The organism is Microbulbifer maximicatervae (SeqCode) (genome assembly GCF_052468155.1).
In genome coordinates this window covers 2818870-2842070 of sequence record NZ_CP174335.1, presented here as the reverse complement: position 1 = coordinate 2842070, position 23201 = coordinate 2818870, and the positions used below count along the sequence as shown (strand labels likewise).

27 protein-coding genes are annotated in these 23201 nt (G+C 51.4%); 11 read left to right on the top strand and 16 right to left on the bottom strand.

What is annotated here, in order from left to right:
• Positions 1 to 27: 27 nt before the first annotated feature.
• The gene (locus ACJJIY_RS12355) at positions 28 to 1422 is read right to left on the bottom strand and encodes a Do family serine endopeptidase (RefSeq protein WP_445358011.1); all 1395 of its coding nucleotides are present in this window, start codon (positions 1420 to 1422) and stop codon (positions 28 to 30) included.
• Between the two features lie 171 nt (positions 1423 to 1593).
• Between ACJJIY_RS12355 and mpaA the strand changes: the two genes are divergently transcribed.
• A complete protein-coding gene (gene mpaA / locus ACJJIY_RS12350) occupies positions 1594 to 2298 on the top strand; it encodes a murein tripeptide amidase MpaA (protein WP_413662748.1) in 705 nt (234 codons plus the stop codon).
• On the opposite strand, the gene ycjG is transcribed toward mpaA, so the two are convergent.
• From ycjG to rpoE, 5 genes are all read right to left on the bottom strand, one after another.
• Entirely contained in the window at positions 2286 to 3233 is a 948-nt protein-coding gene (ycjG, locus tag ACJJIY_RS12345) for an L-Ala-D/L-Glu epimerase (RefSeq protein WP_444898006.1), read from the bottom strand. The two genes, mpaA and ycjG, sit on opposite strands and share 13 nt — an antisense overlap.
• 83 nt (positions 3234 to 3316) lie before the next feature.
• Complete coding sequence (locus ACJJIY_RS12340) at positions 3317 to 3766, bottom strand: SoxR reducing system RseC family protein (protein ID WP_282931957.1); 450 nt, start codon at positions 3764 to 3766, stop codon at positions 3317 to 3319.
• A gap of 12 nt (positions 3767 to 3778) precedes the next feature.
• The gene (locus tag ACJJIY_RS12335; RefSeq protein WP_444898007.1) at positions 3779 to 5002 is read right to left on the bottom strand and encodes a MucB/RseB family sigma factor regulatory protein; all 1224 of its coding nucleotides are present in this window, start codon (positions 5000 to 5002) and stop codon (positions 3779 to 3781) included.
• A 1-nt stretch (position 5003) separates the two neighbouring features.
• Positions 5004 to 5708 (bottom strand): sigma-E factor negative regulatory protein, encoded by a 705-nt coding sequence (locus ACJJIY_RS12330; RefSeq protein WP_444898008.1) that lies wholly within the window; start codon positions 5706 to 5708, stop codon positions 5004 to 5006.
• Positions 5709 to 5826: 118 nt separating this feature from the next.
• Positions 5827 to 6441, bottom strand: a complete 615-nt coding sequence (gene rpoE, locus ACJJIY_RS12325) for an RNA polymerase sigma factor RpoE (RefSeq protein ID WP_282931954.1) — start codon at positions 6439 to 6441, stop codon at positions 5827 to 5829.
• Positions 6442 to 6619: 178 nt separating this feature from the next.
• Between rpoE and nadB the strand changes: the two genes are divergently transcribed.
• Entirely contained in the window at positions 6620 to 8227 is a 1608-nt protein-coding gene (gene nadB, locus ACJJIY_RS12320) for an L-aspartate oxidase (protein ID WP_413662753.1), read from the top strand.
• Positions 8228 to 8273: 46 nt separating this feature from the next.
• Here the strand turns inward: nadB and ACJJIY_RS12315 are convergent, their stop codons facing one another.
• Together ACJJIY_RS12315 and ACJJIY_RS12310 are read right to left on the bottom strand one after the other, a co-directional pair.
• On the bottom strand, positions 8274 to 8726 hold the full coding sequence (locus tag ACJJIY_RS12315; RefSeq protein WP_445358010.1) for a protein YgfX: 453 nt from the start codon (positions 8724 to 8726) through the stop codon (positions 8274 to 8276).
• Complete coding sequence (locus ACJJIY_RS12310) at positions 8701 to 8946, bottom strand: FAD assembly factor SdhE (protein ID WP_444925505.1); 246 nt, start codon at positions 8944 to 8946, stop codon at positions 8701 to 8703. Before ACJJIY_RS12310 ends, ACJJIY_RS12315 begins: the two co-directional genes overlap by 26 nt.
• A 112-nt stretch (positions 8947 to 9058) precedes the next feature.
• Between ACJJIY_RS12310 and ygfZ the strand changes: the two genes are divergently transcribed.
• The 3 genes from ygfZ to ACJJIY_RS12295 all read left to right on the top strand — a co-directional run bounded on the left by ygfZ (position 9059) and on the right by ACJJIY_RS12295 (position 11585).
• Entirely contained in the window at positions 9059 to 10099 is a 1041-nt protein-coding gene (gene ygfZ / locus ACJJIY_RS12305) for a CAF17-like 4Fe-4S cluster assembly/insertion protein YgfZ (protein ID WP_445358009.1), read from the top strand.
• 196 nt (positions 10100 to 10295) lie between these two features.
• On the top strand, positions 10296 to 10847 hold the full coding sequence (locus ACJJIY_RS12300) for a hypothetical protein (RefSeq protein WP_444914327.1): 552 nt from the start codon (positions 10296 to 10298) through the stop codon (positions 10845 to 10847).
• Positions 10848 to 11033: 186 nt separating this feature from the next.
• Complete coding sequence (locus ACJJIY_RS12295) at positions 11034 to 11585, top strand: hypothetical protein (protein WP_413662757.1); 552 nt, start codon at positions 11034 to 11036, stop codon at positions 11583 to 11585.
• 143 nt (positions 11586 to 11728) lie between these two features.
• Here the strand turns inward: ACJJIY_RS12295 and ACJJIY_RS12290 are convergent, their stop codons facing one another.
• The 7 genes from ACJJIY_RS12290 to ACJJIY_RS12260 all read right to left on the bottom strand — a co-directional run bounded on the left by ACJJIY_RS12290 (position 11729) and on the right by ACJJIY_RS12260 (position 16732).
• Positions 11729 to 11968: a DUF1059 domain-containing protein gene (locus tag ACJJIY_RS12290; RefSeq protein ID WP_444925507.1), complete on the bottom strand. Its 240-nt coding sequence runs from the start codon at positions 11966 to 11968 to the stop codon at positions 11729 to 11731.
• A 272-nt stretch (positions 11969 to 12240) separates the two neighbouring features.
• A complete protein-coding gene (ung, locus tag ACJJIY_RS12285) occupies positions 12241 to 12963 on the bottom strand; it encodes a uracil-DNA glycosylase (RefSeq protein WP_445358008.1) in 723 nt (240 codons plus the stop codon).
• Positions 12964 to 12965: 2 nt separating this feature from the next.
• The gene (locus tag ACJJIY_RS12280; RefSeq protein ID WP_445358007.1) at positions 12966 to 13556 is read right to left on the bottom strand and encodes a uracil-DNA glycosylase family protein; all 591 of its coding nucleotides are present in this window, start codon (positions 13554 to 13556) and stop codon (positions 12966 to 12968) included.
• Positions 13557 to 14495 (bottom strand): hypothetical protein, encoded by a 939-nt coding sequence (locus ACJJIY_RS12275; RefSeq protein WP_445358006.1) that lies wholly within the window; start codon positions 14493 to 14495, stop codon positions 13557 to 13559.
• A 247-nt stretch (positions 14496 to 14742) separates the two neighbouring features.
• A complete protein-coding gene (locus ACJJIY_RS12270; RefSeq protein ID WP_445358005.1) occupies positions 14743 to 15687 on the bottom strand; it encodes an esterase-like activity of phytase family protein in 945 nt (314 codons plus the stop codon).
• 11 nt (positions 15688 to 15698) lie between these two features.
• Positions 15699 to 16181 carry a YajQ family cyclic di-GMP-binding protein gene (locus ACJJIY_RS12265; protein ID WP_108733959.1) on the bottom strand — a complete coding sequence of 161 codons (483 nt, stop codon included), beginning with the start codon at positions 16179 to 16181 and terminating at the stop codon, positions 15699 to 15701.
• A gap of 14 nt (positions 16182 to 16195) precedes the next feature.
• On the bottom strand, positions 16196 to 16732 hold the full coding sequence (locus ACJJIY_RS12260; RefSeq protein ID WP_445358004.1) for a YaeQ family protein: 537 nt from the start codon (positions 16730 to 16732) through the stop codon (positions 16196 to 16198).
• An 86-nt stretch (positions 16733 to 16818) separates the two neighbouring features.
• On the opposite strand from ACJJIY_RS12260, the gene ACJJIY_RS12255 reads away from it, so the two are divergent.
• The 6 genes from ACJJIY_RS12255 to ACJJIY_RS12230 all read left to right on the top strand — a co-directional run bounded on the left by ACJJIY_RS12255 (position 16819) and on the right by ACJJIY_RS12230 (position 22619).
• On the top strand, positions 16819 to 17433 hold the full coding sequence (locus ACJJIY_RS12255) for a LemA family protein (protein ID WP_445358003.1): 615 nt from the start codon (positions 16819 to 16821) through the stop codon (positions 17431 to 17433).
• Positions 17434 to 17454: 21 nt separating this feature from the next.
• The gene (locus tag ACJJIY_RS12250; RefSeq protein ID WP_445358002.1) at positions 17455 to 18201 is read left to right on the top strand and encodes a TPM domain-containing protein; all 747 of its coding nucleotides are present in this window, start codon (positions 17455 to 17457) and stop codon (positions 18199 to 18201) included.
• Positions 18201 to 18812, top strand: coding sequence for a TPM domain-containing protein (locus ACJJIY_RS12245; RefSeq protein ID WP_444911226.1), 612 nt, complete (start codon positions 18201 to 18203; stop codon positions 18810 to 18812). Before ACJJIY_RS12250 ends, ACJJIY_RS12245 begins: the two co-directional genes overlap by 1 nt.
• A 151-nt stretch (positions 18813 to 18963) precedes the next feature.
• On the top strand, positions 18964 to 19449 hold the full coding sequence (locus ACJJIY_RS12240) for a hypothetical protein (protein ID WP_445358001.1): 486 nt from the start codon (positions 18964 to 18966) through the stop codon (positions 19447 to 19449).
• A 58-nt stretch (positions 19450 to 19507) separates the two neighbouring features.
• Positions 19508 to 21292, top strand: a complete 1785-nt coding sequence (locus ACJJIY_RS12235) for a hypothetical protein (protein WP_445358000.1) — start codon at positions 19508 to 19510, stop codon at positions 21290 to 21292.
• Positions 21293 to 21320: 28 nt separating this feature from the next.
• Positions 21321 to 22619: a HupE/UreJ family protein gene (locus ACJJIY_RS12230; protein ID WP_445357999.1), complete on the top strand. Its 1299-nt coding sequence runs from the start codon at positions 21321 to 21323 to the stop codon at positions 22617 to 22619.
• 171 nt (positions 22620 to 22790) lie between these two features.
• On the opposite strand, the gene ACJJIY_RS12225 is transcribed toward ACJJIY_RS12230, so the two are convergent.
• A complete protein-coding gene (locus ACJJIY_RS12225) occupies positions 22791 to 23192 on the bottom strand; it encodes a GFA family protein (RefSeq protein WP_444898024.1) in 402 nt (133 codons plus the stop codon).
• Between the last annotated feature and the right edge of the window lie 9 nt (positions 23193 to 23201).

Below are 23201 nucleotides of genomic sequence, written 5' to 3'. Positions count from 1 at the left end.
AACGGGCCACCAATCGCTGGAAAGCGGCTAGCTTTCGATCTTAATTGTACGGAAAGTGGACTGCCCAGCCCGGAAGAAGCGAATCGGCAATAGCTCATCCTCCGGCAGATCCTTGACGACAGTTTTGTAGTCACTAATGTCGCCAACTTCTTCAAAACCAAGTTGCGCGATGATATCACCACTGCGCAAACCTGCTTTGGCACCGGGCTTGCCTGGAATCACCTGCTTCACCAGCACCCCAGTTTCCACATTCCAGCGCTGCTTCAGGATATCGGGAATTTCCTCAACCACGACACCCAGTCGCCCACCCACTCCAGAGCTGGGATTGGCTGCCACTTGCCTCGCTTCATCTTCAGAACCCGGCAGGGTGCCGACAGTGACACTCAGGCGCTCGGGTTTACGATTGCGGATCAACTCCACCTGGGCCTGTGTACCCGGTCGAATCTGCCCTACAACGTGCGGCAGGTCACCAAAAACTCCTATCTTCTGACCATGGAAGCGCAAAATGATATCACCGGGCATAATTCCCGCTTGAGCTGCAGGCGACCCAGGGCTCACCTGATCGATCAGGGCGCCGGCGGGCTTACCAAGGCCCATGGCTTCCGCCATATTGCGGTCGACATTACTGATTCCCACTCCGAGCCATCCGCGATCCACCCGCCCTTTTTCTTTTAACTGGGCAACCACATCCTGGGCAAGGCTTGCGGGAATAGCGAAGGAGAGCCCGATAGAACCGCCACTGCGGGTATAGATCTGAGAGTTGATACCCACTACTTCGCCATCCAGGTTAAACAGCGGGCCTCCGGAATTTCCGGGGTTAATTGCAACATCTGTCTGGATAAAAGGAACGTAATTCTCGCGGCTCTCATTGGGGATACTGCGCCCCATCGCACTGACGATCCCGGCGCTTGCGGAGTAGTCCAAGCCGAAGGGAGAGCCAATAGCGACAACCCATTCTCCCACCTGCAGTTCTTCGGAATCCCCCCAGCGTACTGACGACAGGTCCTCCGCGTCGATCTTTAACAGGGCCAGGTCGGAGCGCACATCCTTGCCAATAACCTGCGCCTCGTATTCGCGACGATCAGTCAATGTAACGGTTACCTGGTCTGCACCATCGACCACGTGATTATTGGTTACGATATAACCCTCTTCAGAGATGATAAAGCCGGAACCCATACTCGCTACCGGACGCTGCTGGCGCTGGCGCGGCTCGAAAAGGTGGCGGAAGATATCGGGAATTTCCTGCTGAAGCTGCGGCTGGCTGCTGCGACTAGTGCGGTTGCGATCAACCGTGTTGATTTTGACGACTGCCGGAGAGTTATCTTCGATTAACTCCGTAAGTTCGGGTAGTCCGCGGGCACTGGCAGCCCCGGAAACCAACAGACACAGAACCAGTAGATATTGTGTACAACGTTTAACCATAGGTTTGTTACCCCTAGTGATCCCTTCTAATATGAAACCATTGGATTTTCGAGTCCTTTCAAGGGCGAGCCTTGGCTTGTCCAGCCCCTTAGGGACTCTCAGTAACGACTTAGTGGCGATCTAGTCACCAAAGTTCTACAACAGACTGTAAAACTGTGTAAAGAGTTAACGATGTCCGAAATGCGCCCGCGCCCAGAACGCGGTCAGTTTCACCTGCCCACTGAGCTCTACGGCCAAAGTGTTTTGGGTGCCCCTCTACTCTATTTTCCCGCACAAACCGGCACCCACCACGGCCTCATAATGGCCGGCACCCACGGAGATGAAGTCGCCGCAGTCGTCGCTCTATCCTGCGCGTTGCGGGCCCTCGCCACCAATTCATTGAGACATCACGTAATCCTCGCTGTCAATCCGGATGGCTGCCAGCTGGGCACCAGGGCCAACGCACGCGGCGTAGATCTTAACCGCAACTTTGCCACTGCAAATTGGGATGGCAGTGGCAATGTCTACCGGTGGAACAGTGCTGCGGAAAAACGCGATGTTCGGTTAAGTACAGGTGATAGCGCCGCCTCTGAACCCGAGACCTCTGCACTTTGCCAGTTGTTTGCAAAGCTGGGACCGACCTGGACCGTTTCCATTCACGAGCCCCTTGCCTGTGTCGAGGATCCCAGCAACAGCCCTCTGGGCATGCAGCTTGCCAGTGATTTCAAGCTGCCTCTGGTTGGGGATGTGGGTTACCAGACCCCAGGATCATTCGGCACTTGGTGCGCAGAACAAACACTGCCCTGTATTACTCTCGAATTCCCCCCAATATCAGCAGATGCGGCAAGTGAAGACTATCTGCAAGCGCTAATCGATCTGCTGACTTACGACCAATAAACTCTTCCTGCCTCGAAACGCAGAGGGGGCTCCACATCGCTGGCCAGCCAGGTGGGCCCATCCAGGTCCAGAAAGCTAGCTCGACTTCCCAAGGGCCAGGCTGCGCGGATAGCCCGAGAGGTACACAGCATACATCCCAGCATAATTTCCAGGCCGAGATCAGTCGCTTCATCTGCCAGTGCCAGGGCCTCGGTAATCCCGCCAGTTTTGTCCAACTTGATATTGACCATCTCATAGCGTTTGAGCAACTTCGGTAGATCCTCCCGAGTATGGCAACTCTCGTCCGCACAAATCGTCAGCGGGTGTTCAAAGCTCTCCAAAAATTCATCTTCACTCGCTGGAAGTGGCTGCTCAAGCATCGCTACCCCCAGCTTGCTTAAATCATGACATCTCTGCAACAAGGTCTCTTTTCGCCATGCCTCATTGGCATCAATCACCAACCTGGTATCTGGTGCTGCTGAGCGAACTGCCGACACCCTTTCTTGCACATGCTGGTCATCAAGTTTCAACTTGAGAATATCAGCTCCCGCCGTCACAGCAATTTTCGCAGCACTTGCCATTGCCTCGGGACTATCTACAACTAATGTCTGTACGGTAGGGAGAAAATCCGGAGCCGGGTGTAGACGCCCCGCTTTTTTAGCCTCCCAATCTGCCAGCGCACAATCCAATGCATTTCGCGCCGCTCCGGCAGGCATACGCAGCTGTAACTGCTCTCGGGTCAACCCATCGCTCACCTCTTTGAGCATTGGCTGCAGCTGGTGCAAAACAGAGGCAGCACTTTCTCCATAGCGAGCATAAGGCGTGCACTCACCGACGCCAGAGACTTCACCATCACTAAGCTCCACCACCACAACCTGAGCCTCAGTGCGCGCGCCACGAGAGATGACAAATGCAGTGCGTAGAGGCCAGCGCTCATCAAAACAGCGAGCCCTCATTGACAGAGCCTCCAGGCGATAAAAGGAACTCTCAGTTTAGGTCAGGGAGACGAGGGCTAGCTGGCGAAGGCGGAGGCGGCGGACTATTTCTTTTGGGAGGGCTCAATCTGCAGAAGTACAGGGGTGTAGGTGGGGTTTTGCGACTGGGACCTACTGTACCAGCGAACGCCCAAAGCACCGAAGACCAGACCGATCAAGGCCCCGATTACAGCACCGGGCTCAGCGAAGAGCGAATCCCCAATCAGTGCAACTAGCACCAGGGACATCAAGGGGACGAGGTAAACCAGCAAGGCACTACTGGTCAGGGCATTCTCGGTAATACCAATTACTGCCACATCATCGAGGTGGATTTTATCAGCAGAAAAACCGTTGAGAGCTACTTTAACGCGGGTCGAAGAAGAAAACAGATCGCCCAGCAATCCGGTCCCACAGCTGGACTTGGTAGAACAGCCATTACAGGCGCTACTCTGGGTGGTCTCCACCCAGATAGCATCGGACTCTATGGCCACCACCCGGCCACGCTCTTGAAGCACCTATATGCTCACTTAGCTCTTTGCGGTAATTGAGCTGGCGACACGGCGCGCTGTAGTTTCGGGGATTTCACCCACCACTGTTACAGTGTAAGCAACGCCTTCAATTTCCAGACGGTCCATATAGGCTGTTGTAGCTCCGCGGATTGCGCGACCTTTAAAGCCCTCAAGTTCTGGACCGAGGCGTTGGACAAATACAGAGAACACTCCCAGCCCATCGCTAAACACCATCATGTCGCCATCAGATAACGGCTTGACGGACACTACCCTGAAACCGTCGGGCAACCAGCCCACCTGCCAGCGGCTCTGTGAAGCCGTACACTCATTCCGATTGTCGATGCGCCGGGCATTATTCGAGACCGCCTGTAGTGCGGCATCCTCTACAGGGGAGAGATCCAGTTGTACAAACTGGTAACGCTCCAGTACGCGGCCCTGGGTGCTAACCAGCATGGTCTTCAACGGCAGCCCAGTCTGTTTATCGAGACTCACTACCAAGCCCAGGCGATAGCGATCCCTCGGTCGCGCCTCAATCACAACAGCATCGCGATCCGCGATTCGCTCCTCACCCCGCAAGATAAATTGGTAGGCACGCTGAGCCTGTTGTTGGCCCGCCGAGTTCCATGCTGTAGCACGATTTCTTGGCGAAGCACTGACATCGCAATTTCCGGCACTGCCGTGGCTGATCAACTCTCTAGGCTCACCACTGAGGTAGCGCACGCGCTCTACCTGCTCACCTTCTCGAACCGCGTGAACTACCTGCAAGGTCTCCAGGAGGCCCGCATGCTCAAAGGTCACCAGACCACTGTATTCAAGCTCAGTTACTGCCTTTGCCAACTTGGCTAGCCAATGCTCAACCTCGTTATTACTCACCACACCCGGGCTTACCATGCCGTTCTGCGCTGCAGGGTTGAGGTTAACTACGCCAGATGTCACCGCCTCTTGCGCCGGCATGCCGCCAACAGCACTTTCTGGAGTTGCAGTTGCTGGAACGGCCGGTACCGCAGCGGGACTTTCCACCTCTCCCGAGCCCCCGTCTGTCATAGCAACCTCCACTACAGCTGGGGCTGCTGCGGGAGCAGTACTCATATCGAGATTGATGGTGGTGGGGGCACTGGGTTCGACCCCAGTGTCAACCTGGGCAAATGACATGGGTGCCAACAACGAGGAGGCCAACAGTAGACCGTTGGCCTTGAGAATCCCGCTGAAAATTCGGCGCCCCCTGGTTTCGACTTTCGTCACACTACATTCCAACCTGTTCGCCGTAAGTGGCGCGAGCAAAGGGAACCATCCCCTGGCTGCCCACATGAGCGGCTTGTTCTGAGTGCTGAATCATTACGCGATTCAGGTGGCGCATCAACTCGGGAGTCGGGGCCTGCTGAATTACGGCCTGCCCCACAACACCGGTGCGTTGTTCCGGCACAAAGCGGGGAGCCGCAGTGCTCACTGAGCGCGTGGAAGGGGCGGGCACATAGAAACCGGAAGGCTGCGGTGCAGACTGAACGACCGGCTGAGCCTCCCGTTCTACCGAAGCTACCGGCTGGTTTGCCCCCTGAATAGCGCTCTGAGGAGAATCTGTCATTTGCTGCACACCCAAAATGGCAGCAAAGGCCACCGTCGCAGCAACAGCACCACGGGACAGCGGACGCCACCAGCGATTGTTGACCAAATTGCCAGCAACCGCAGATCCCCCATTGCCGTTTTGCGACAGAGGCTCTTCCTCATCGATGGCGGCAGAAATACTCGCTGCAAGGCCGATGTCGACCGGCGCGACCTGTTCGCGGCGCATAACACTCGCCGCAAGTTGGTAACGCGACCAGCGCTCACCGAACTCTTCAGAGGCCGCGCTGGCCTTCAGAAGCCGTTGCAGCTCCAGTTCGCTGACTTCGCCATCCATGAGCGCCGAGAGCGACTCGTTAAGACGTTCCTGATGATTCCCGTGGGACATAGGGGTTAACCCTCTTGTGCAATCATTTATTCGGTGCCCACAAGCACCATATTTGGTTACATGTTATGACCGGAGTCTGAGCGGTTGGTTTCCCCGACTGGGAAAATTTTCCGCAATTTTAACCCCTGTCACCCAGTGTTTCCGGCTCGCCGGCCATCACGGCCTGGACTGTCCGGTCTATCGCCTCCCGTGCGCGAAATATTCTAGAGCGCACAGTTCCCACCGGGCATCCCATAACCTCGGCGATTTCCTCGTAGCTCAGTCCCTCAAGCTCTCTCAGCGTTACCGCTGAGCGCAGATCCTCTGGCAGTGCGCGAATAGCGCGATGCACCGCCGCTTCCAGCTGGTCGCGAAACATCTGACTTTCAGGTGTCTCGTTGTCACGCAGCAGGTCAGCGCCCGAGTAAAACTCAGCATCTTCCAGTTCAACATCGGAAGATGGCGGCCGACGACTGCGGGAAACCAGGTGATTCTTGGCGGTATTGATCGCAATCCGATACATCCAGGTGTAAAAAGCGCTCTCGCCACGAAAATTGGCAAGAGCACGATAAGCCTTAATAAAAGCTTCTTGGGTTACATCCTGTACTTCACTGTGGTCCTTAATGAACCGACTCACTACAGCAACAATTTTGTGCTGGTACTTGAGTACAAGAAGATCAAAAGCGCGTTTGTCCCCTTTTTGTACTCGTTCTACCAGCTCACGGTCACTCGTTGACGCCTGATGCGCTGTCATCCCCAACTCCCATATCCAGCCACACTGCGGGCGCCACAAAATTTGACTGCGGGGCCACCGGCGCAGGCGTTTCTTTTACTGTGTTGATGACAATGACAATAGGACATAAGTTCCACGTCAAATCGACGAATAATCAGGAGGCGCTATACTACGCGACCCTTAAACATAATTGAAATCTATGAATGCCCAGGCAAACTACGACGTTCTCGTAATTGGAAGCGGTGCAGCAGGCCTTACACTGGCCCTGCATCTCGCCTCCCAGTATCGCGTGGCCCTGCTCTCCAAACAGAGATTGCAAGATGGCTCCACCTGGTTCGCCCAGGGAGGCATCGCTGCAGTGCTGGATGAGATGGATTCGGTTGAGTCGCATATTGCAGACACATTAGACGCGGGTGCAGGACTCTGCCACCCCGCTTCAGTGCGCTTTACCGTAGAGGAGAGTACTGCTGCGATCAGCTGGTTAATCGATCAAGGGGTGGACTTCACCCGCGAGGAGCAGGGCTACCACCTCACTAAAGAGGGGGGGCACAGTCACAGGCGCATTATTCATAGCGCCGATGCCACCGGCCAAGCGGTACACAGCACCCTGATCACCAAGGTGCTAAACAGCCCCAATATCGACTGTTTCGAACACCATGTTGCCATCGATCTAATCCGCCAGCCAGATCCAGATAAAGGCCGATTTCGCTGTGCCGGCGCCTATGTACTCAACAAGAGCAACGATGAGGTCGAGCTGATCCAGGCTAAAGCCGTCGTCCTGGCCACCGGGGGGGCCAGCAAGGCCTACCTTTATACCAGCAACCCAGACGGTGCCAGCGGCGATGGAATCGCAATGGCTTGGCGCGCCGGATGCCGCGTAGCCAATATGGAGTTCAATCAATTTCACCCCACTTGCCTTTACCACCCCAAGGCCAAAGCCCTGCTGGTAACAGAGGCTTTGCGCGGTGAAGGCGCTGTACTCAAGCTTCCCGACGGCAGCCGGTTTATGGACCGCTTCGACAAGCGAGGAGAGTTGGCGCCACGGGATATCGTCGCCCGCGCTATCGACCACGAAATGAAGCGGCTGGGGGCAGATTGCCTCTATCTGGACATTTCCCACAAAGATCCTCAGTTTGTACGCGATCACTTCCCAACGGTTTATAACAATTGCCTTCGATATGGCATTGATATCACCCGAGAGCCTATTCCAGTGGTGCCTGCAGCTCACTATACCTGTGGCGGCATTATGGTCGATCGCCATGGGCGTACAGATCTGGACCAGCTCTACGCCATTGGCGAAACGACATTTACCGGCTTACACGGCGCCAACCGCCTTGCCAGTAACTCGCTGTTAGAGTGCCTGGTTTACGCTCGCTCAGCAGCCCTGCATATCGATGAGCACCTGGGTATGGTACAGGCGCCCCGCCCATCTCCAGATTGGGATGCATCGCGAGTCACCGATTCCGATGAAGATGTAGTGATTTCCCATAACTGGGATGAGCTGCGCCGGTTTATGTGGGACTACGTGGGCATTGTGCGCACCCGCAAGCGACTCTTGCGCGCGCAGCACCGAGTAACGTTGCTGCAGAAAGAAATTCGCGAGTTCTACGCCAATTACCGCATCAGCAGCGATCTGGTTGAACTGCGCAATCTCTCCCTGGTATCGGAATTGATTATTCGTTCGGCCCTGGATCGCCGCGAGAGCCGTGGACTGCACTACTCCCTCGACTACCCCCAGCTGCGTGAACTTGCTATGGATACGATTTTGGTGCCAGAGAACTTTGCCGGCCAACGCCAATTTATTTAACCGACCAATTTTTAGCCAGCTGGGCCCGCCACGGCAACCCAGCTAACTAGCGGGAATAGCGCAGTGCCACTTGTAGCCTGCGCCAATCCTGCGGCGCCAGCATATCCTTGGCCAACACCAAACGGAGCCGGCGCCCAGCCCTGTCCCGACCATTTATCACCACCAACCAAGACCACAACACCAGCTCATTTACAAACTGGAATTCGCGACGATCTGCGCCATCAGGGTGCCAAAACCACCTTCGCTCACGGGTCGATAAATGGCCTCTCACAGTTTTTACCCGGCGCCACTCTATCCCGGCGTAAACCATAACAAAAAGGCTCGCCAGCCCTGATAACACTAAAGGCAGGTTACACAACCAGAGTAGTAAGATCGCCAGGAAGGTGATCAGCAAAAGGAGCAAATGCAAAAGAAAGGAAGGCGCAACGATGCAACTTAAGCGGGCGCTGCGCTCATAAAGCGGGGGGGTCGAGCTATTCCTGGAGTCCGGTGTTGTCACGGATGATCTGCACTATACGCTTCAAGTCCGAGTCAGCCGGATCTTCTCGACGCAAGAACCAGGCGAACAGATCCTGATCCTGCTCATCGAGCAGGCGGATATAGCGCTGCTGATCCTCTGGCTCCAGGGTCTCGTAAACATTATCCAGAAACGGCAGCAAAACCAGATCCAATTCCAACATGCCACGGCGACTGGCCCAAAACAGGCGGTTGCGATCCATACTTCTTTCCAACCAGATAAAAAGCGCAGTATACCCCCTGCCCCACCAAACTTGAAAAGGGCGCGAATGACCCCCAAATTATGCCCCGAATACAAATGCAGGTGGCAGGATTATGGATCAGCAACAGTGGCAGGATTTTCTCAGCAACGAGGGCGCCATTTGGGAGGGCAGCAAAGCTCACTTCCCCCTCACCAGTCGCGAAGACCCTCAGAGTTTGCACCTGCTGGACCTGGGCCCAATCGGAGCTATTTCCATTACCGGACCCGACAGCCAGAAGTTCTTACAGGGGCAGCTCACCTGTGACTTGATCAACCTTCCCGATGAACACAGCACCCTGGGAGCTCACTGCAATCCTAAGGGGCGTATGATCAGTGCTTTTAGTGCACTGAAGCTTTCGCAAAGTGAGTTCATCTTCCGGTTGCCAAAGGATTTGGCCCCCATCGCCCAGCAAGCGCTGGCCAAGTACGCCGTCTTTTTCAAAACAGAGCTGCGCGACATCAGTGATGAAACCCACTGGTTAGGCCTGCAGGGGCGCAATGTGGCAGAGCGCACCTCCAAATTGCTGGGCTTCGAGCAACCCTCTGTCGGCGAGGTGAAGCTATTTGACTTCGAAGGGGAGCGCTGCATTGCCCAATGTATTACCGACCTGCAACTAGCCATCCTGGTACCCACCAGCAAGGTCCAGCAACTGTGGCAAAAGCTATCACCAGAGTGTGAAGCTACCGGCTATGACTGCTGGCAAATGCGTCAAATTGAAGCCGGTATCCCCCAGGTGGACGCCGCCACGACAGAGATGTTTATCCCGCAGATGACCAACCTGCACCTGCTCGGTGGCGTGAGTTTTAAAAAAGGCTGCTATACCGGCCAGGAAGTAATTGCCCGTATGCAATTCCGCGGCGCCGCCAAACGTCGCCTTTACCGGGCAAGCTGCGCTGCGGGGGATCTCCCTGAATCGGGCATGGAGATCTTTGGAGATGGGAAGCAAAGCATTGGCAATCTGGTAGAAGCCTGCCATAGCAAAGAAGGCGTTCAGCTACTCGCCGTACTCACCATCGCCAAAGTGGCCGCTGGTGAAACCTTACACCTGAAAGATGGCCGCACTTTGGATATCGGAGAACTTCCCTACGATGCAGACGCCGATCCGCTAGCCTAAACCGGAAAAGTACTTTTAATCAAAAAGGCGGCTTTTTAGTCGCCTTTTTTGTTTATGATTTAACAACCAGAAAAAACCTCTGGAAAGTAAAAAGGTTTGCACCAATCAAAACGCAGCTTACTACCGCTACTATATTTATGGATATTTCCCTGGGCTTCAAAATTTCAGCTAAATAAAGCAGTAGAGGGAGGCAATATTGAAAGAGTTAGACCAACTAATTGTCGTTCTTGAATGCTGCATTATTCTGGCAGGCTTTGCTGCAATAGTTGGCACACTCCAACCCAGAAAAGGCAGAAATCTTGGCAAAGGAAGAATTGTATCCCTCGCGATGATTATTTATATCAGTTTGATCAACGCATTACTGGCTGCCTTCACCCTGACTCTATCCAATTTTGATCTCGCTGATCGCACCCTGTGGTCAGTAAGCAGTTTTGCCATGAGTGTGGCTACGTCGTTTTCTATCGGCTACCTATGGATAAAGAAACGACTCAAATCTGTTTCAATTGTTGCCAAGGTTACCTATTTCCTTCTTTTCGGCATTGCCGGCTCAGTAGTTATTATCAATATCATGAATACGCTAGGGATCGTTTTCAACAGGGAGTATGGACCGTATTTTTTATCCTTTGTTTGCAACCTATTTGTCGTCGGTTATGCATTTTCAAGACTGCTTATGCGCCCATTATGGGTAGCTGTTAAAGAAAATGAACTAGGCCGAACCGACAAGGAGAAAACGGCGGCGTCCGGCTGATTTTCAGCTAAAAATATGGTGCCAACCATTGGACACCTACACCTAACAATAATTATTAACCATATAGCAAGCGGGCTAAAATAAAGCTAATTGTGAGACGGGAAACAACTTACCAGTTCTCCATTTCACTCATATACTGTTATCAACTTTCCTATTTAACCTTTCTGCTTAGGGCAATAGCGGAAGATGGAAAAACTGTCGGTACAAATCGATCAATTACTTGTCATTATTGAAATATCCATAGTGCTGGCAGGGTTTGCGGCAATGGTTGCCACTTTTCAGTCAAGGAGAATAGAGAGTATATCTAGAGGGCATGTGGTGTCCCTGGCCATGATTGTCTATATCAGCCTATTCAGCGCACTGCTCGCCGCCTTTTCTTTGGCACTTTTGAACTTCCGTATCGATGCTGGCTATGTTTGGTCTACAAGCAGCTCCTTGATGGGAATAGCCACCACAGGCTTTATTGTCTATCTGTGGAAAAAAAGACACTTCAAATTTGTGTCTATTGTAATGAAAGTTACCTACTATGGGCTTTTCAGTATCGCTTCATCGGTAGTTATCGTCAGCACCCTCAACGCTACTGGCATATTTTTCGAAAGAGAGTTTGGCCCTTATTTTTTAGCCTATATCTGTAACTTATTTTTTGTCGGCTTCGCGTTTGCCCGGTTGTTAATGCGGCCTCTTTGGAAGGCCGTTGAAACCAAAAAGAGGCACCCTGTGAAGGGCCGCCAATCTTAATTAGATAGGATTATTAGCCAAGCAATATATACCACCCAAGTGGAAACCCTTTTCGAATTACTCAATCCATATATTATTAATCAAACTTTAGCCACCAAGCTTATTAGGCCAAATCAATCTCCACCCATAAAATACTAATTTTTCTATTTACAATCCGGGAGAGCTGAAAATTCCGCCTTCTTTGACTCATACCACTTCTGCATTGATTCAGGATCTTTCATCAAATCCTGCATTTTTTTCATAGCTTGCAAGTGCTGTGCATCATTTTTTCGATACATCTCGATTCCGTGCATCTTGCTAAGCTCCGCCACCTCTTCAAAGTTATTCCCACGAAACTCCACATCGCAGGCGCCCCCCAACTCCTTGCAGGTCATCATTTTCATAGCAATTCCACCTTAGATTTCACAAGTGATACTTTATCGGACAGATAAATAACTTCAAAAGAGCCAAAAATAGATAATAGCTCTGATTGGCTTTCAAGCCTCGATAGATTTCCATCGCAAAACACTGCCAAAGCAGAGAATTGACGCATATAACCACTAAAAAATAGAAAGATTCTTTATCTGGAAGCCAAGAGAAGGATAACAGGAATAGAATTTTTGGCTCTCTGGATAAATACAAACCCGGATAGATAATACCTATCCGGGGCAAGCCACTAAATCTCCACAGCAATCCGCTTCAATTGATCCGCCTCTGGCAAAGCCCATTCAATAGGCTTTTCTCCACGCTGCTGCAACCAGTGATTTGCCTGGGAAAAAGGACGGGTTCCAAAGAAACCCCGGTGCGCAGATAGAGGGGAGGGATGTGGAGCGCGCAATACCAAATGCTTATTGCGGTCGATAAAGCCTCCCTTCTTTTGGGCATAGCTCCCCCAAAGAACAAAGACTAGCCCTTCACGCTGTTCCGCCAGCTTGTGAATCGCCGCATCCGTAAATTGCTCCCAACCCTGCCCTTGGTGGGCGCCGGCTTTGCTGTCCTCAACAGTAAGGGTGGCATTTAGCAATAGCACGCCCTGCTCTGCCCATGGTTGCAGGCAACCGTGGTGTGCAGGGGGAATACCCATATCGGAATGCAGCTCTTTATAAATATTTTGTAACGATGGGGGAATGCGTACTCCGGGCATCACAGAAAAGCACAGGCCATGGGCCTGGCCAACACCATGGTAAGGGTCCTGGCCCAGGATAACGACTTTTACCTGATCAAAAGGTGTGGAGTTAAAGGCATTAAAAATCTGGCCACCGGCCGGGTAGATCTTCTTGCCGGCAGCCTTCTCCCCCTTTAAAAACTGACGCAATTGGGCCATATAGGGTTGGTCAAACTCCCCGCCCAAAACATCGTACCAAGAGGGGTGGATCTTTATCTTGTCCGGAACCGGCATTCTTAAACCTTCAATATCTTTTTAACTTGATGTTGTAACTCAGGCACAACCTCTTCCTCAAACCAGGGTCTGCGACGCAGCCACAGGGTGTTGCGCGGGCTGGGGTGCGGTAAGGGAAAATATCCCGCAGGCAGAGCATCGCGGTAATGGCGAACATTCTCGGTAATGCTGCCATACCAGTGCGGGAGGTAATGACGCTGAGCATATTGTCCCACCAACAGCGACAGTTGCAAGTTGGGCAGCTGATCCATCAAGCGCTGATGCCAGGTGGCCGCACATTCGGGTCGCGGCGGTAAGTCACCGCCCTTGCCGCGTCCAGGGTAACAGAAACCCATGGGAATAATGGCAATCTGGGACTCGTCGTAAAAGGTGTCCCTGTCGATCGCCAGCCAATCTCGGAGGCGATCTCCTGAGGGGTCATTCCAGGGGATACTGGTCGCATGAACCTTGGTGCCCGGGGCTTGGCCGACGATCAGTAAGCGTGCAGACGCTGCCGCCCTCAAGACTGGGTTCGGCCCCAGGGGAAGCTGCTCTTCACAGAGGCGACAAGCCCGTATTTCCTCCAGCAGTGTCGGTAACTTCTCAACTACCACCTATTGTCTACCCTCGGGAAAAGCCAGGTGTAACAGGAGCGCTCTGCGGTCCTGGGGATCGTGAATACGGCTGATATTATCATTATCAAACACGATAAAAATGCCTCGCTCTCCAATAGCCAAGCCGTCCCCTTTACCGCCGGTCCGAGAAACCTCGTAGCCAAGTTCAGAGGAGTTCTCATGCTCCCAGTAATCCAGGCACCACTCGGCTTTCAAGCTGGGTAATTCCCTGCGGCAGACTGCATAAGCATTAGGTTCCAGGGTCCACAAAGCGCCATCGTAATAATAGAGGCCTGCCATATTTTCCGACTCATCGCGAAAATCCAGCCCTTTAACTGGCGGCGGTGTGAAAATCTGTACACTTCCCTTGGGACCGAGTTTTACCAGGGCGCGGGGATCACGCTCTATAGCCATCCAAAAGTCGTCGCCCACTTTCTGCAGTCCCACGCCGGAGAGATTGTACCCGTGCATATAGCCTTGGGCTTTAGCCGTGGCCGACCACATATTTTCTAGCCAGTGCCCCTTTCCCTCCTTATTTATTTCAGCTATCCGGTTGTAACGTTCACTCAACAAATAAAACTTATCATCGGCACAGGTGATAGCTTCAAAATCCATCGCTGCGGCTGGGCGAGTAAGTTCCAGTAAGAAATACCAAAAATTGGTCGGCCGATCTTTTTTAGGAACCCGGAGCCCGGCGAGCTTGATATAAGGCTCCAGGATTGCGCGCCTGTCTCCGAGTACTATCTGGTAGATTTCCCTGGATTGCTTGTCCGACACCGTAACCATTTTTCCATCGCAAAAACTCAATCCAGATATGCTTAACCCGGCACTATCATCCACCCAGTAGTGAGCTATTTTTTTGGCGGGAATAATGTCAGCTGCCAGTACTGAGGATGGCAACAGCGCACCTAGGATAGTTAAAAAAATACGCTTAATCACGACCCTTCCAATTTATCGCCAAAGTGATTTAAGAACCGGGAGACTCCCTGCGGCCAACAGACACTACCAAGCTGTAAGGTCCCAATAGCTATTGGTACACAGCATAGTTACCCCAATTGCTCTAAACAATTTTAGCGCTAGTGGCTGGAGAAGATCTTAAAGAGGGGGAAGACTTAATGAACCAGAGGGAACTAAAGGAGTGAGATTGGCGCCGACTCCCAGAGAGCACGACACCAAACAGAGCCAGCTATTGCAGCCTACTGGCCTCACCTGGCATTGCCAGATGCAACAGCAGCGCGCGCTTGTCGTCAGGCGCCTGGGCACGGCCGATATTATTGTTGTCGAGGATAACAAAAATACCCCGCTCTCCGACTGCCAGCCCCTCGCCCTTTCCATAGCGGGTTTCTTCATAAACCCGCTCGGGAGATTCTTCAAGGGCGCGATAATCCAGGCACCACTCGGCTTCCAGGCTAGGAAGTGCCCTGCGGCACACGGCGTGGGCGTTGCGCTCCAAGGTAAAGAGTGCGCCGTCGTGGTAATCCAATCCCGCCAAGTCCTCTGAACGGCCAGCAAAGTCCAGACCATCTACTTGAGGCAGAGTCAGCGTGCTGGCCTCGCCATCTGCATTAAGCCTCAACAAACCACGGGGTTCGCGCTCCATGGCTACCCAGAAAGTATCGTCGGCTTTCACCAACCCCTCGCTGGAAGCATTGGTCTTCTGTAGAAACCCCTGGGACCTGGCTAATGCCGACCAGCTATGCTCTTGCCAGCGTGCATTTCCATCAATATCTACGATGGCAATACGGTTGTAATGCTCACTGACCAGATAGACCTGGCCATCGCTACAGGTAACACCTTCAAAGTCCAGATCTTCTGCCGGGCGGAACAACTCCTTGAAGCCTTCCCAAGCGCTGACAGGCTCATCCTGCTCCGGTATCCCAAGGCCGCTTAAGCGAAGATGTGATACCAGGTCGGCACTGCCATCGCGAAATTCAAGCGTGTAGATCTCTTCAGAATTCTTATCGGAGACTGCCAGCAGATCTCCAGAACAGAAACTTAAGCCGGAAATATCCAGGCCTGCACTACTATCCACCCAATAGCTGGCCAGCAACCTAGCCGGGGTAATTTCTGCGGCTATCGCCAGTGGCGACAACAGCACGGATAGAACACTGAAGAGAGTACGCTTGATCACTGCAAAACCAATTAATCGCGGAAGTTATTAAACTGCAATGGCTGTTCCAGCTCTTTACCGCGCAACAAGGCGATCACCTGCTGCAAGTCATCGCGCTTCTTGCCAGTAACACGAACCTGCTCACCCTGAATGGCAGCCTGCACCTTGAGCTTTTCATCTTTGATCAGCTTAACAATCTTTTTTGACAGTTCTTTGTCAAGGCCATTTTTCAGGGTCACGTCCAATTTGACCTGCTTGCCGGATTGCTCTTTATCACCTACATCCATCGCCAGTGGATCGATATCGCATTTGATCAGTGCGCCGCGCAGCATATCCACCATCTGGTCTACCTGCATGTCCACTTCAGCGCGAACTACCAGGGAGAACTCACTCATCTCCACTTCCGCATCCACACCTTTAAAGTCGAAGCGGTTGGTAATAGTGCGATTCACCTGATCCACAGCGTTGGTGAGTTGGTGCTTATCCACTTCAGATACAATGTCAAAAGAAGGCATTAAGTTGTCTGCTCCTATTTCCAGGTTTCCGGAGTAATCTCCGCGTTGTTGTCACTATCGGCCAGCCAAATATGGCCATCCTGAATGGTGGCACTCAGTTCCATATTGCGCTCAGCCATAGCCGCCAATTGCTCAGTGGCATCAGCGGCTAAATGGTAGACGGTAAGGTTATCAAAGCGCTCCAATTGGCTGGACAGTTTCTGCCACCAGATTGGTGCTGCACGGCGCCCGTAACTGTATACGATAACGCGCTTCGAGCGGTTGCAGGCTTTGCGAATTCGCTCCTCAGTGGGAAGCCCCACCTCGATCCAGAGATCGATTTCCCCGCTCAGGTTTTTTTGCCAGAGATCCGCTTCCTCATCGGAGGACAATCCCCGGGTAAACTCCAGCGTTTCCGCCGCATTGTGTGCAAAAGCCAGTAGGCGCACCATCATACGCTCATCTGTTTCCGAGGGATGTCGCGCCAAAGTGAGCGGATGTTCGGCGTAATAATCCCTGTCCATATCGGATATCTGGACTTTGGCCTTAAATATTGTTGCTTTTAGCGCCATTTTGGCTCCATGGTGATGCCTTCTCCAGCGCCGGGAGTCAGGCGGACTATTCTTGTTGGGTTCACGTGAGAATAAGGATATTCCGCATGACCTCTGCGCTCCCCAGCGGCTGGCCCTTTTGGCAGAGCTCACTGCTACTGCTGCTGGCAACCACCCTCAGCGGCTGTGGTGTCAACAATATCCCAACCTATGACGAGCAGGTTAAGGCCACCTGGGCCCAGGTTCAAAACCAATACCAGCGCCGTGCCGATCTGGTTCCCAATCTGGTGCAAACCGTAAAAGCTTACGCATCCCACGAACGGGAAACCCTACAAGCCGTCACTGAGGCCAGGGCCAAAGTCAGCTCTCTCCAGGTTGACGGCAACCTTCTCAATGACCCAGCCAAGCTGCAACAGTTCGAAGCAGCACAAGGCCAGTTAACCAGGGCGCTATCCCGCCTTATGTTGGTGGTAGAGCGATACCCCGACCTAAAAGCCAACCAGAACTTCCTCACACTGCAATCTCAGTTAGAGGGCACCGAAAACCGCATCAGTGTCGCGCGCCGGGATTATATCCAGGCTGTAGAGCGCTACAACCGCGAGATTCGCACTTTTCCAGGAAGAATCTGGCATGCCGTGCTCTACAGGGATATGCCGCTTCGAGAAACTTTCGAAGCCACCAGTGAAGATGCCGATAAGGCACCTGAAGTCAACTTCCAATAGACAGGCGCCATCGACCCCAAAATGAACCGCCCCAGTCTTGCCATAACCATCCTGATCGCTCTGGTCTGTGCCTTAACAGCCTGGGCCGATGTACAGTTTCCAGCGCTGTCCGGCCGGGTAGTAGATCAGGGAGAGTTGTTAAAGGCCGATGAGAGATACCAACTTACTGAGTTGATACAGCAGTATGAGCGCGACAGTGACAATCAGCTGGTTGTCGCCACCATCCCCGAGCTTCAGGACATCACTATAGAGGAGTATGCCAACCAACTGGCACGCAAGTGGAAGCTAGGAAAGAAAGACAAAGACAATGGAGTTCTTTTCCTGATTGCGCCCAATGATAGAAAGGTCCGTATCGAAGTAGGCTACGGCCTGGAAGGAGCCCTAACCGATGCACTGGCGGCAAATATTATCCAAACCAAAGTACTGCCAGAGTTTCGCAATGGCGATTTTAGCGGCGGAATCAATGCAGGGGTTCGATCAATTATCGCCGCGACGAAAAATGAATATGTCGCTGAACCCGTAGAAACCAAAGAGGGACGCCGAATTGCTGTACTGGTCGGCCTGTTCCTTCTGCTGGTCATGCTACACCTCTTCGGCAGTGCCGCACTGGGTTCACCTGTACAGAGCCGCATTTTTAAGCGGGGGCGCTACGGCGGCTACTATGGTGGAGGTGGATTTAGCGGAGGTCTATCCGGCCGCAGCTCTGGGGGCGGGTTTAGCGGGGGCGGCGGAGGTTTTGGCGGAGGGGGCGCATCGGGAGGATGGTAATGCTCACCAATACTTATCAACGCCAGGTAGCAGAAGCAATCAAGGAAGTAGAGTCCCGCACAGACGCTGAAGTCATGGCTGTGGTCGCCAAGGAAGCGGACAACTACCTTTATATCTCTACCCTATGGGCCGCATTCCTAACACTGTTAGTCTCCCCTCTGATCGAATTCCTGCCGTTCTGGATCAACCTCCAACAGGCGGTGACGCTTCAGTGGATTTTATTTATTGTCCTGGCAGTAATATTCCGCTGGCGCCCCATCACCATGCGCCTGGTACCAAAGAAAATAAAATTCTGGCGAGCTTCAAACTTAGCCCGCAGGCAATTTCTGGAGCAGGATTTACACGCAACCAAGGATCGACTCGGGCTACTGATATTTGTTTCAGAAGCCGAACACTATGTGGAAATACTGGCCGACAGAGGCATTGCCCAACACATCACCAATGACAACTGGCAGAGAGTAGTTGAAAATTTTGTGCAACAAATCAAGCGGGGAAAAGCTGGAGAGGCATTACTGGCATGTATTGAGCAATGCGGAGATCTACTTCACGAAGCGATACCCACCAGCACCATTAAAGATGAACTGCCGAATCATCTAGTCGTCATCAATTAAGTCCCCGTATCCCCCAAAACTGGCAACACCAACTTATTCAAGTTTCAAAACGAAACTCCACGCCATACCAACCTACCCTCATATTGTGACTTGAATCATCAACTAAGCTGCCTAAAGGCATAAAACCCATAAGTAAACTCTGTACAAGAAGATGATTCCGACTAAAACCCTATTGCAGCTTTTCAGTATTACTCTTCTGTTACTGGTATATGGATTCAGTGCCGCTCTCTGGTCTCAAGAACTACAAAAGAAAAATACGACTTCGGCAATCGGGGACGCTTACTTGCCCGGCACTCGTATAGCCTCCCCTCGCCAAAAGCAAGCCACGACCCGCTTCCTGCCAGCATTGGGTAACAGCGATAAATTAACTTTTCATGTCGAGCATTTGCGGAGCAGCCACATTGGCGATCTCGACGACCTCAGGGTGGAATGGGCCATCAGTAACCGGCAAGTGAAATTTCCGACCTGGGACCCCAGCAGTACCGAGCCGGAGTCCGAAAAGTTACCAGCTGCCCCTACTGAGGTTGTATTCATGCCTACTATTTATGGCGGAAAAGTAATTTATAAAAAGCTGATTGAGAAAATCTACGGGGAAGACAATGCAACCTTCGGTACTGATCTTGAAGCACCAGACTAAATTAATCCCCCTTCAAAAATGAATAAGGTGCAACTGATAAACTCTACTCAAGAAACACATGACTCCCGAAACGAAATTTTATTTATCATTCAACAAAATACTTATCAGCCTGGCCCTGATATTATTCACCTGTGCATTATCAACAACCAGCAAGGCTGATTTCATCAGTTTAAGTGGCGCCGAGACCGCCAACAATATTGCGGAGATTGATATACAAAAAAATATCCTAAACATTAGATTCGAGATATCAGCAAGCGATTCCAAACTATTTTGGCCAGAAATTGAAGATACACCAGATATTTATCGACTGGCACAATCAGCAAAAATCCAGCAATCTTTCGATTTTCAAGTACTCTCTGGAAATAAGAGCATTAAGCCCAAACTTATCTCAATTCGAGTAGCCCAGAGAAAACCTAGAATTTCCCCTTTTGCTGGGCAAACCGATCCCCGCACCGGCATAAAAATGCCGGATTTCCCGGCAGATAAAAAGATTATTTTAACTCAGCTGAAATATCCAATCGGTGGACTTTCAGACCTGCAACTAAAACCACCCATGGGTAGTGATGAGCTGGCATCCGTGACAATTGGCTTTACCAGTCGCCACGGGCAAACACCTATCAGCGGCTTTCACTACCTATCCCAACCTGAACCACTCATTATCGACTGGAAAGACCCATGGAATACACATTTTAAGAACACCGATATTAGTCGGCATAATCGCTACCCTCTAATGTCTTTCCTCTACGTAGAGCCCCGCCAGATACGCCATGAGATACTCGTGCGCACCAAGGACTTACTGGAGTGGACCAATCACCCTTTTGATGCCTGGCAACCATTAACACCAGAAAGTAAGGCCTTCCTGCACCACACAGTACGCAGCTATCTAAATAATAAAAATCCAACTTCTATTGATCAGTCGCCCTCACAGCCGAATAGCATTGAGACTGTTTTTCTTCGCGCAAATAATAGCGGGTACTCACAGATTTCAGAGAATGACACTATTGAAATGGGCTCAGTGATGATTGGCTACCGGGAAAAATTTTCCATCGATGCACTGCCCCAGAGTGTTACCGTAGACTGGAATATATTCACCGATACGATCAACTCCGTTCCCACCCTTATTCAGGACCCCACAGGCCCATTCCCCACCCATGTAATTCCCTCATTTCCTGATATTCAGTGGCACAACTACCTATACGATTACCGCCCTCCAAATAGCGATCCACTCGTAATAGAAACCCCTAGCCTGGCGGTCCCTATGGCTATCCTATTTTCATTTCTTATTATTACGATAATTGTATTGACGCTATCCACCAAACACTCACTTTTAGGCCGCAAGGGTTCAACTATTATCTATACCGCCATAATAATCTCAGCTGGCGCTTTGTACCTCAATCTTCCAGAAGAATACCTGGTAAACCTCCCAGGAACCGCTAAAAAACGAGACTTGGGCCAAGTAACAGAACAGCTACTGTTAAAAGTTGCTGCCGCATTTAAAGAGCCTCTACCGATCAATCTGGAATTAAAGCTAAAAAACCTGATTACCAAGGAAGGATTCGAAAGTACCTATTCAAATCTGGCACAAATTTATCGCCCCCAAACAGCGAGTGGTGGCTTGGGATCAATCAGTACTATTACAAATCTTAAAGTCGAGTACTCCAGCCAAATTAACCTGAATGGCAACAAAGGATTCCAGTTGATTACAAGTTGGCAGGCGGTAGTAGAGGACCGAAGCTGGGGACACTTTGAACAAAGACCGCAAGAGACCCGGGCCAATATCGCAATTATCCAGTCTGATAACCACTGGAAAATCGCTGGATTTACGCCCCTATCCGTACGGTAAGAACAAAAGTAGAGAAATAGTTTGAGCCATGAAAAACAGCACACCCAAGTTGCCCGCAATGATCGCTCTATACCTCCTCATATCCAGCCTCAGCGGGCAAGCACAAGCGCACTTCCTTCTCAACCTCAATGTACGGATTTTCCATATAGAGCACACAGCCAGTGGTGCCAACCTATATATGAGAGTGCCTATGCCCTATTTACTGGCAGATAAAACAAAAAAGGGTCGCGACCCCTATACTGGCAAACTCCCACAACCCGCGCCCTATACCAAAAACTCATTGGATCAAGGCGGCTTGGTCCATTATGTGGATTTTCAGCAGCTGGAGCTAGCGCCTCTAGGACTCGGTAATATTGCAGAGAGCGCCACTCTTCTCCGCAATACTGACAAGCAGATAAAAGGCGATGTAAAAGCCGTGCGCCTGTATCGGATAGGAAATGAACCAGGTTTTGCAACGCTGGAGGAGGCACAGCAGGCATTTTTGCACCAATACTTACCTGAAGATACCAATCAAAGGTTGTATGTGGGTGACACCTTGGTTGATATTCAGATCTTCTACCCTCTGGAAGCTCCCCTTGGAAAATACCAACTATCCAGCTCTCTTAACCCCGGCCTCCCCAACCAGGAAGACACCGCAAATCTGGTGCTGGATTACAACCCAGGTAAGACCCAGGTATTTCGCTCACGCGGTCTTATGCAAAAGCCACTACTGATTACCCACTCCTCAATAGACGCTGTGAAGACTTTTCTGGCGGAGGGCATCGCCCATATCCTGAAGGGGTTGGACCACGTGTTATTTGTACTCTGCCTAAGCCTCGGTGCACTCAGCCTACCGCTACTCTTGTGGCGCGCTACCGGCTTTACCATCGGTCACAGTATCACCCTCTCAGCCGGATTCTTTGGTTTTGTTCCCATAGTCAGCTGGTTCGTACCTATGGTAGAAACCGGTATCGCCCTATCCATAATCTATATGGCCTGGATATCACTACACAGGGAAGAAACAAAGATCACAGGCAGCGAAAGTACAATTTTTATCGGCACCTGCATGCTCGGCCTGCTCCATGGCCTGGGTTTTTCATTTGTATTACATGAAATACTCCAAGTTGACTCCCCGAATATCTGGCAAAGCCTCTTGGCCTTCAACCTGGGAATAGAAGCCGGGCAAGTACTCATAATTCTTGCCATATGGCCCCTGGCCTATTTGGCCAGGCTCAGGAAAAAGGAATGGGAAATCCGGATACGTTATTCTGTTGCTGGACTCTGTAGCGCAATTGCTTTTATTTGGACATTAGATAGAGGATATGAGCTTGTTTCGGCAATTTTCTGAACAGGAGAATGAGCTTTCTCTCTGATTATTACACCCGAGATAATACACCTAAAACTACTTTGTATTCTCAAGCTCCAGAGACAAAACTCACTCCAAAATTAACCTCCCTGTCACTACACACGTAATAGTGAGTAAAAATACAAAGCGCAATAAATCAGGACGTTAAATAATTTAAGATCCAACCCCCTTGGGATGCTGCTTCCCGGCGTCACCTATTACTTCCCAAGAGGCCTTTGAGTCAACCCATAAATGATGAACCACTTTTAGATTCTCGTTACCATCTACCAAGCTTCCTGCAGGAATGTAAGTATTTAAAGAATCATTATCTCCGGGCAGAGTCGAACCGCAAGTAGCGCAAAAATTTGTATGCCAATCATGCCCGGGCTTAGACCAATACTTAAGGTTCTCCTTACCTTTAACCCAACTAAACTTCTCGGTAGGCACAATAGCTACAGTAATAGCGCCACTCCCTGTGGAACGACGACAGATTGAACAGTGGCACATATATAAATCTGTGAGGGATTCTTGTATCTCATAAGCTATCTCTCCACAATTGCATTCACCTTTAGTCAAAAAGACACT

Excerpts from the sequence above, each read along its gene's own strand:
- ACJJIY_RS12355 (WP_445358011.1), bottom strand. The coding sequence starts at position 1,422 with ATGGTTAAACGTTGTACACAATATCTACTGGTTCTGTGTCTGTTGGTT.
- mpaA (WP_413662748.1), top strand. The coding sequence starts at position 1,594 with ATGTCCGAAATGCGCCCGCGCCCAGAACGCGGTCAGTTTCACCTGCCC.
- ycjG (WP_444898006.1), bottom strand. The coding sequence starts at position 3,233 with ATGAGGGCTCGCTGTTTTGATGAGCGCTGGCCTCTACGCACTGCATTT.
- ACJJIY_RS12330 (WP_444898008.1), bottom strand. The coding sequence starts at position 5,708 with ATGTCCCACGGGAATCATCAGGAACGTCTTAACGAGTCGCTCTCGGCG.
- rpoE (WP_282931954.1), bottom strand. The coding sequence starts at position 6,441 with ATGACAGCGCATCAGGCGTCAACGAGTGACCGTGAGCTGGTAGAACGA.
- nadB (WP_413662753.1), top strand. The coding sequence starts at position 6,620 with ATGAATGCCCAGGCAAACTACGACGTTCTCGTAATTGGAAGCGGTGCA.
- ACJJIY_RS12310 (WP_444925505.1), bottom strand. The coding sequence starts at position 8,946 with ATGGATCGCAACCGCCTGTTTTGGGCCAGTCGCCGTGGCATGTTGGAA.
- ygfZ (WP_445358009.1), top strand. The coding sequence starts at position 9,059 with ATGGATCAGCAACAGTGGCAGGATTTTCTCAGCAACGAGGGCGCCATT.
- ACJJIY_RS12295 (WP_413662757.1), top strand. The coding sequence starts at position 11,034 with ATGGAAAAACTGTCGGTACAAATCGATCAATTACTTGTCATTATTGAA.
- ACJJIY_RS12290 (WP_444925507.1), bottom strand. The coding sequence starts at position 11,968 with ATGAAAATGATGACCTGCAAGGAGTTGGGGGGCGCCTGCGATGTGGAG.
- ung (WP_445358008.1), bottom strand. The coding sequence starts at position 12,963 with ATGCCGGTTCCGGACAAGATAAAGATCCACCCCTCTTGGTACGATGTT.
- ACJJIY_RS12265 (WP_108733959.1), bottom strand. The coding sequence starts at position 16,181 with ATGCCTTCTTTTGACATTGTATCTGAAGTGGATAAGCACCAACTCACC.
- ACJJIY_RS12260 (WP_445358004.1), bottom strand. The coding sequence starts at position 16,732 with ATGGCGCTAAAAGCAACAATATTTAAGGCCAAAGTCCAGATATCCGAT.
- ACJJIY_RS12255 (WP_445358003.1), top strand. The coding sequence starts at position 16,819 with ATGACCTCTGCGCTCCCCAGCGGCTGGCCCTTTTGGCAGAGCTCACTG.
- ACJJIY_RS12250 (WP_445358002.1), top strand. The coding sequence starts at position 17,455 with ATGAACCGCCCCAGTCTTGCCATAACCATCCTGATCGCTCTGGTCTGT.
- ACJJIY_RS12245 (WP_444911226.1), top strand. The coding sequence starts at position 18,201 with ATGCTCACCAATACTTATCAACGCCAGGTAGCAGAAGCAATCAAGGAA.
- ACJJIY_RS12240 (WP_445358001.1), top strand. The coding sequence starts at position 18,964 with ATGATTCCGACTAAAACCCTATTGCAGCTTTTCAGTATTACTCTTCTG.
- ACJJIY_RS12235 (WP_445358000.1), top strand. The coding sequence starts at position 19,508 with ATGACTCCCGAAACGAAATTTTATTTATCATTCAACAAAATACTTATC.
- ACJJIY_RS12230 (WP_445357999.1), top strand. The coding sequence starts at position 21,321 with ATGAAAAACAGCACACCCAAGTTGCCCGCAATGATCGCTCTATACCTC.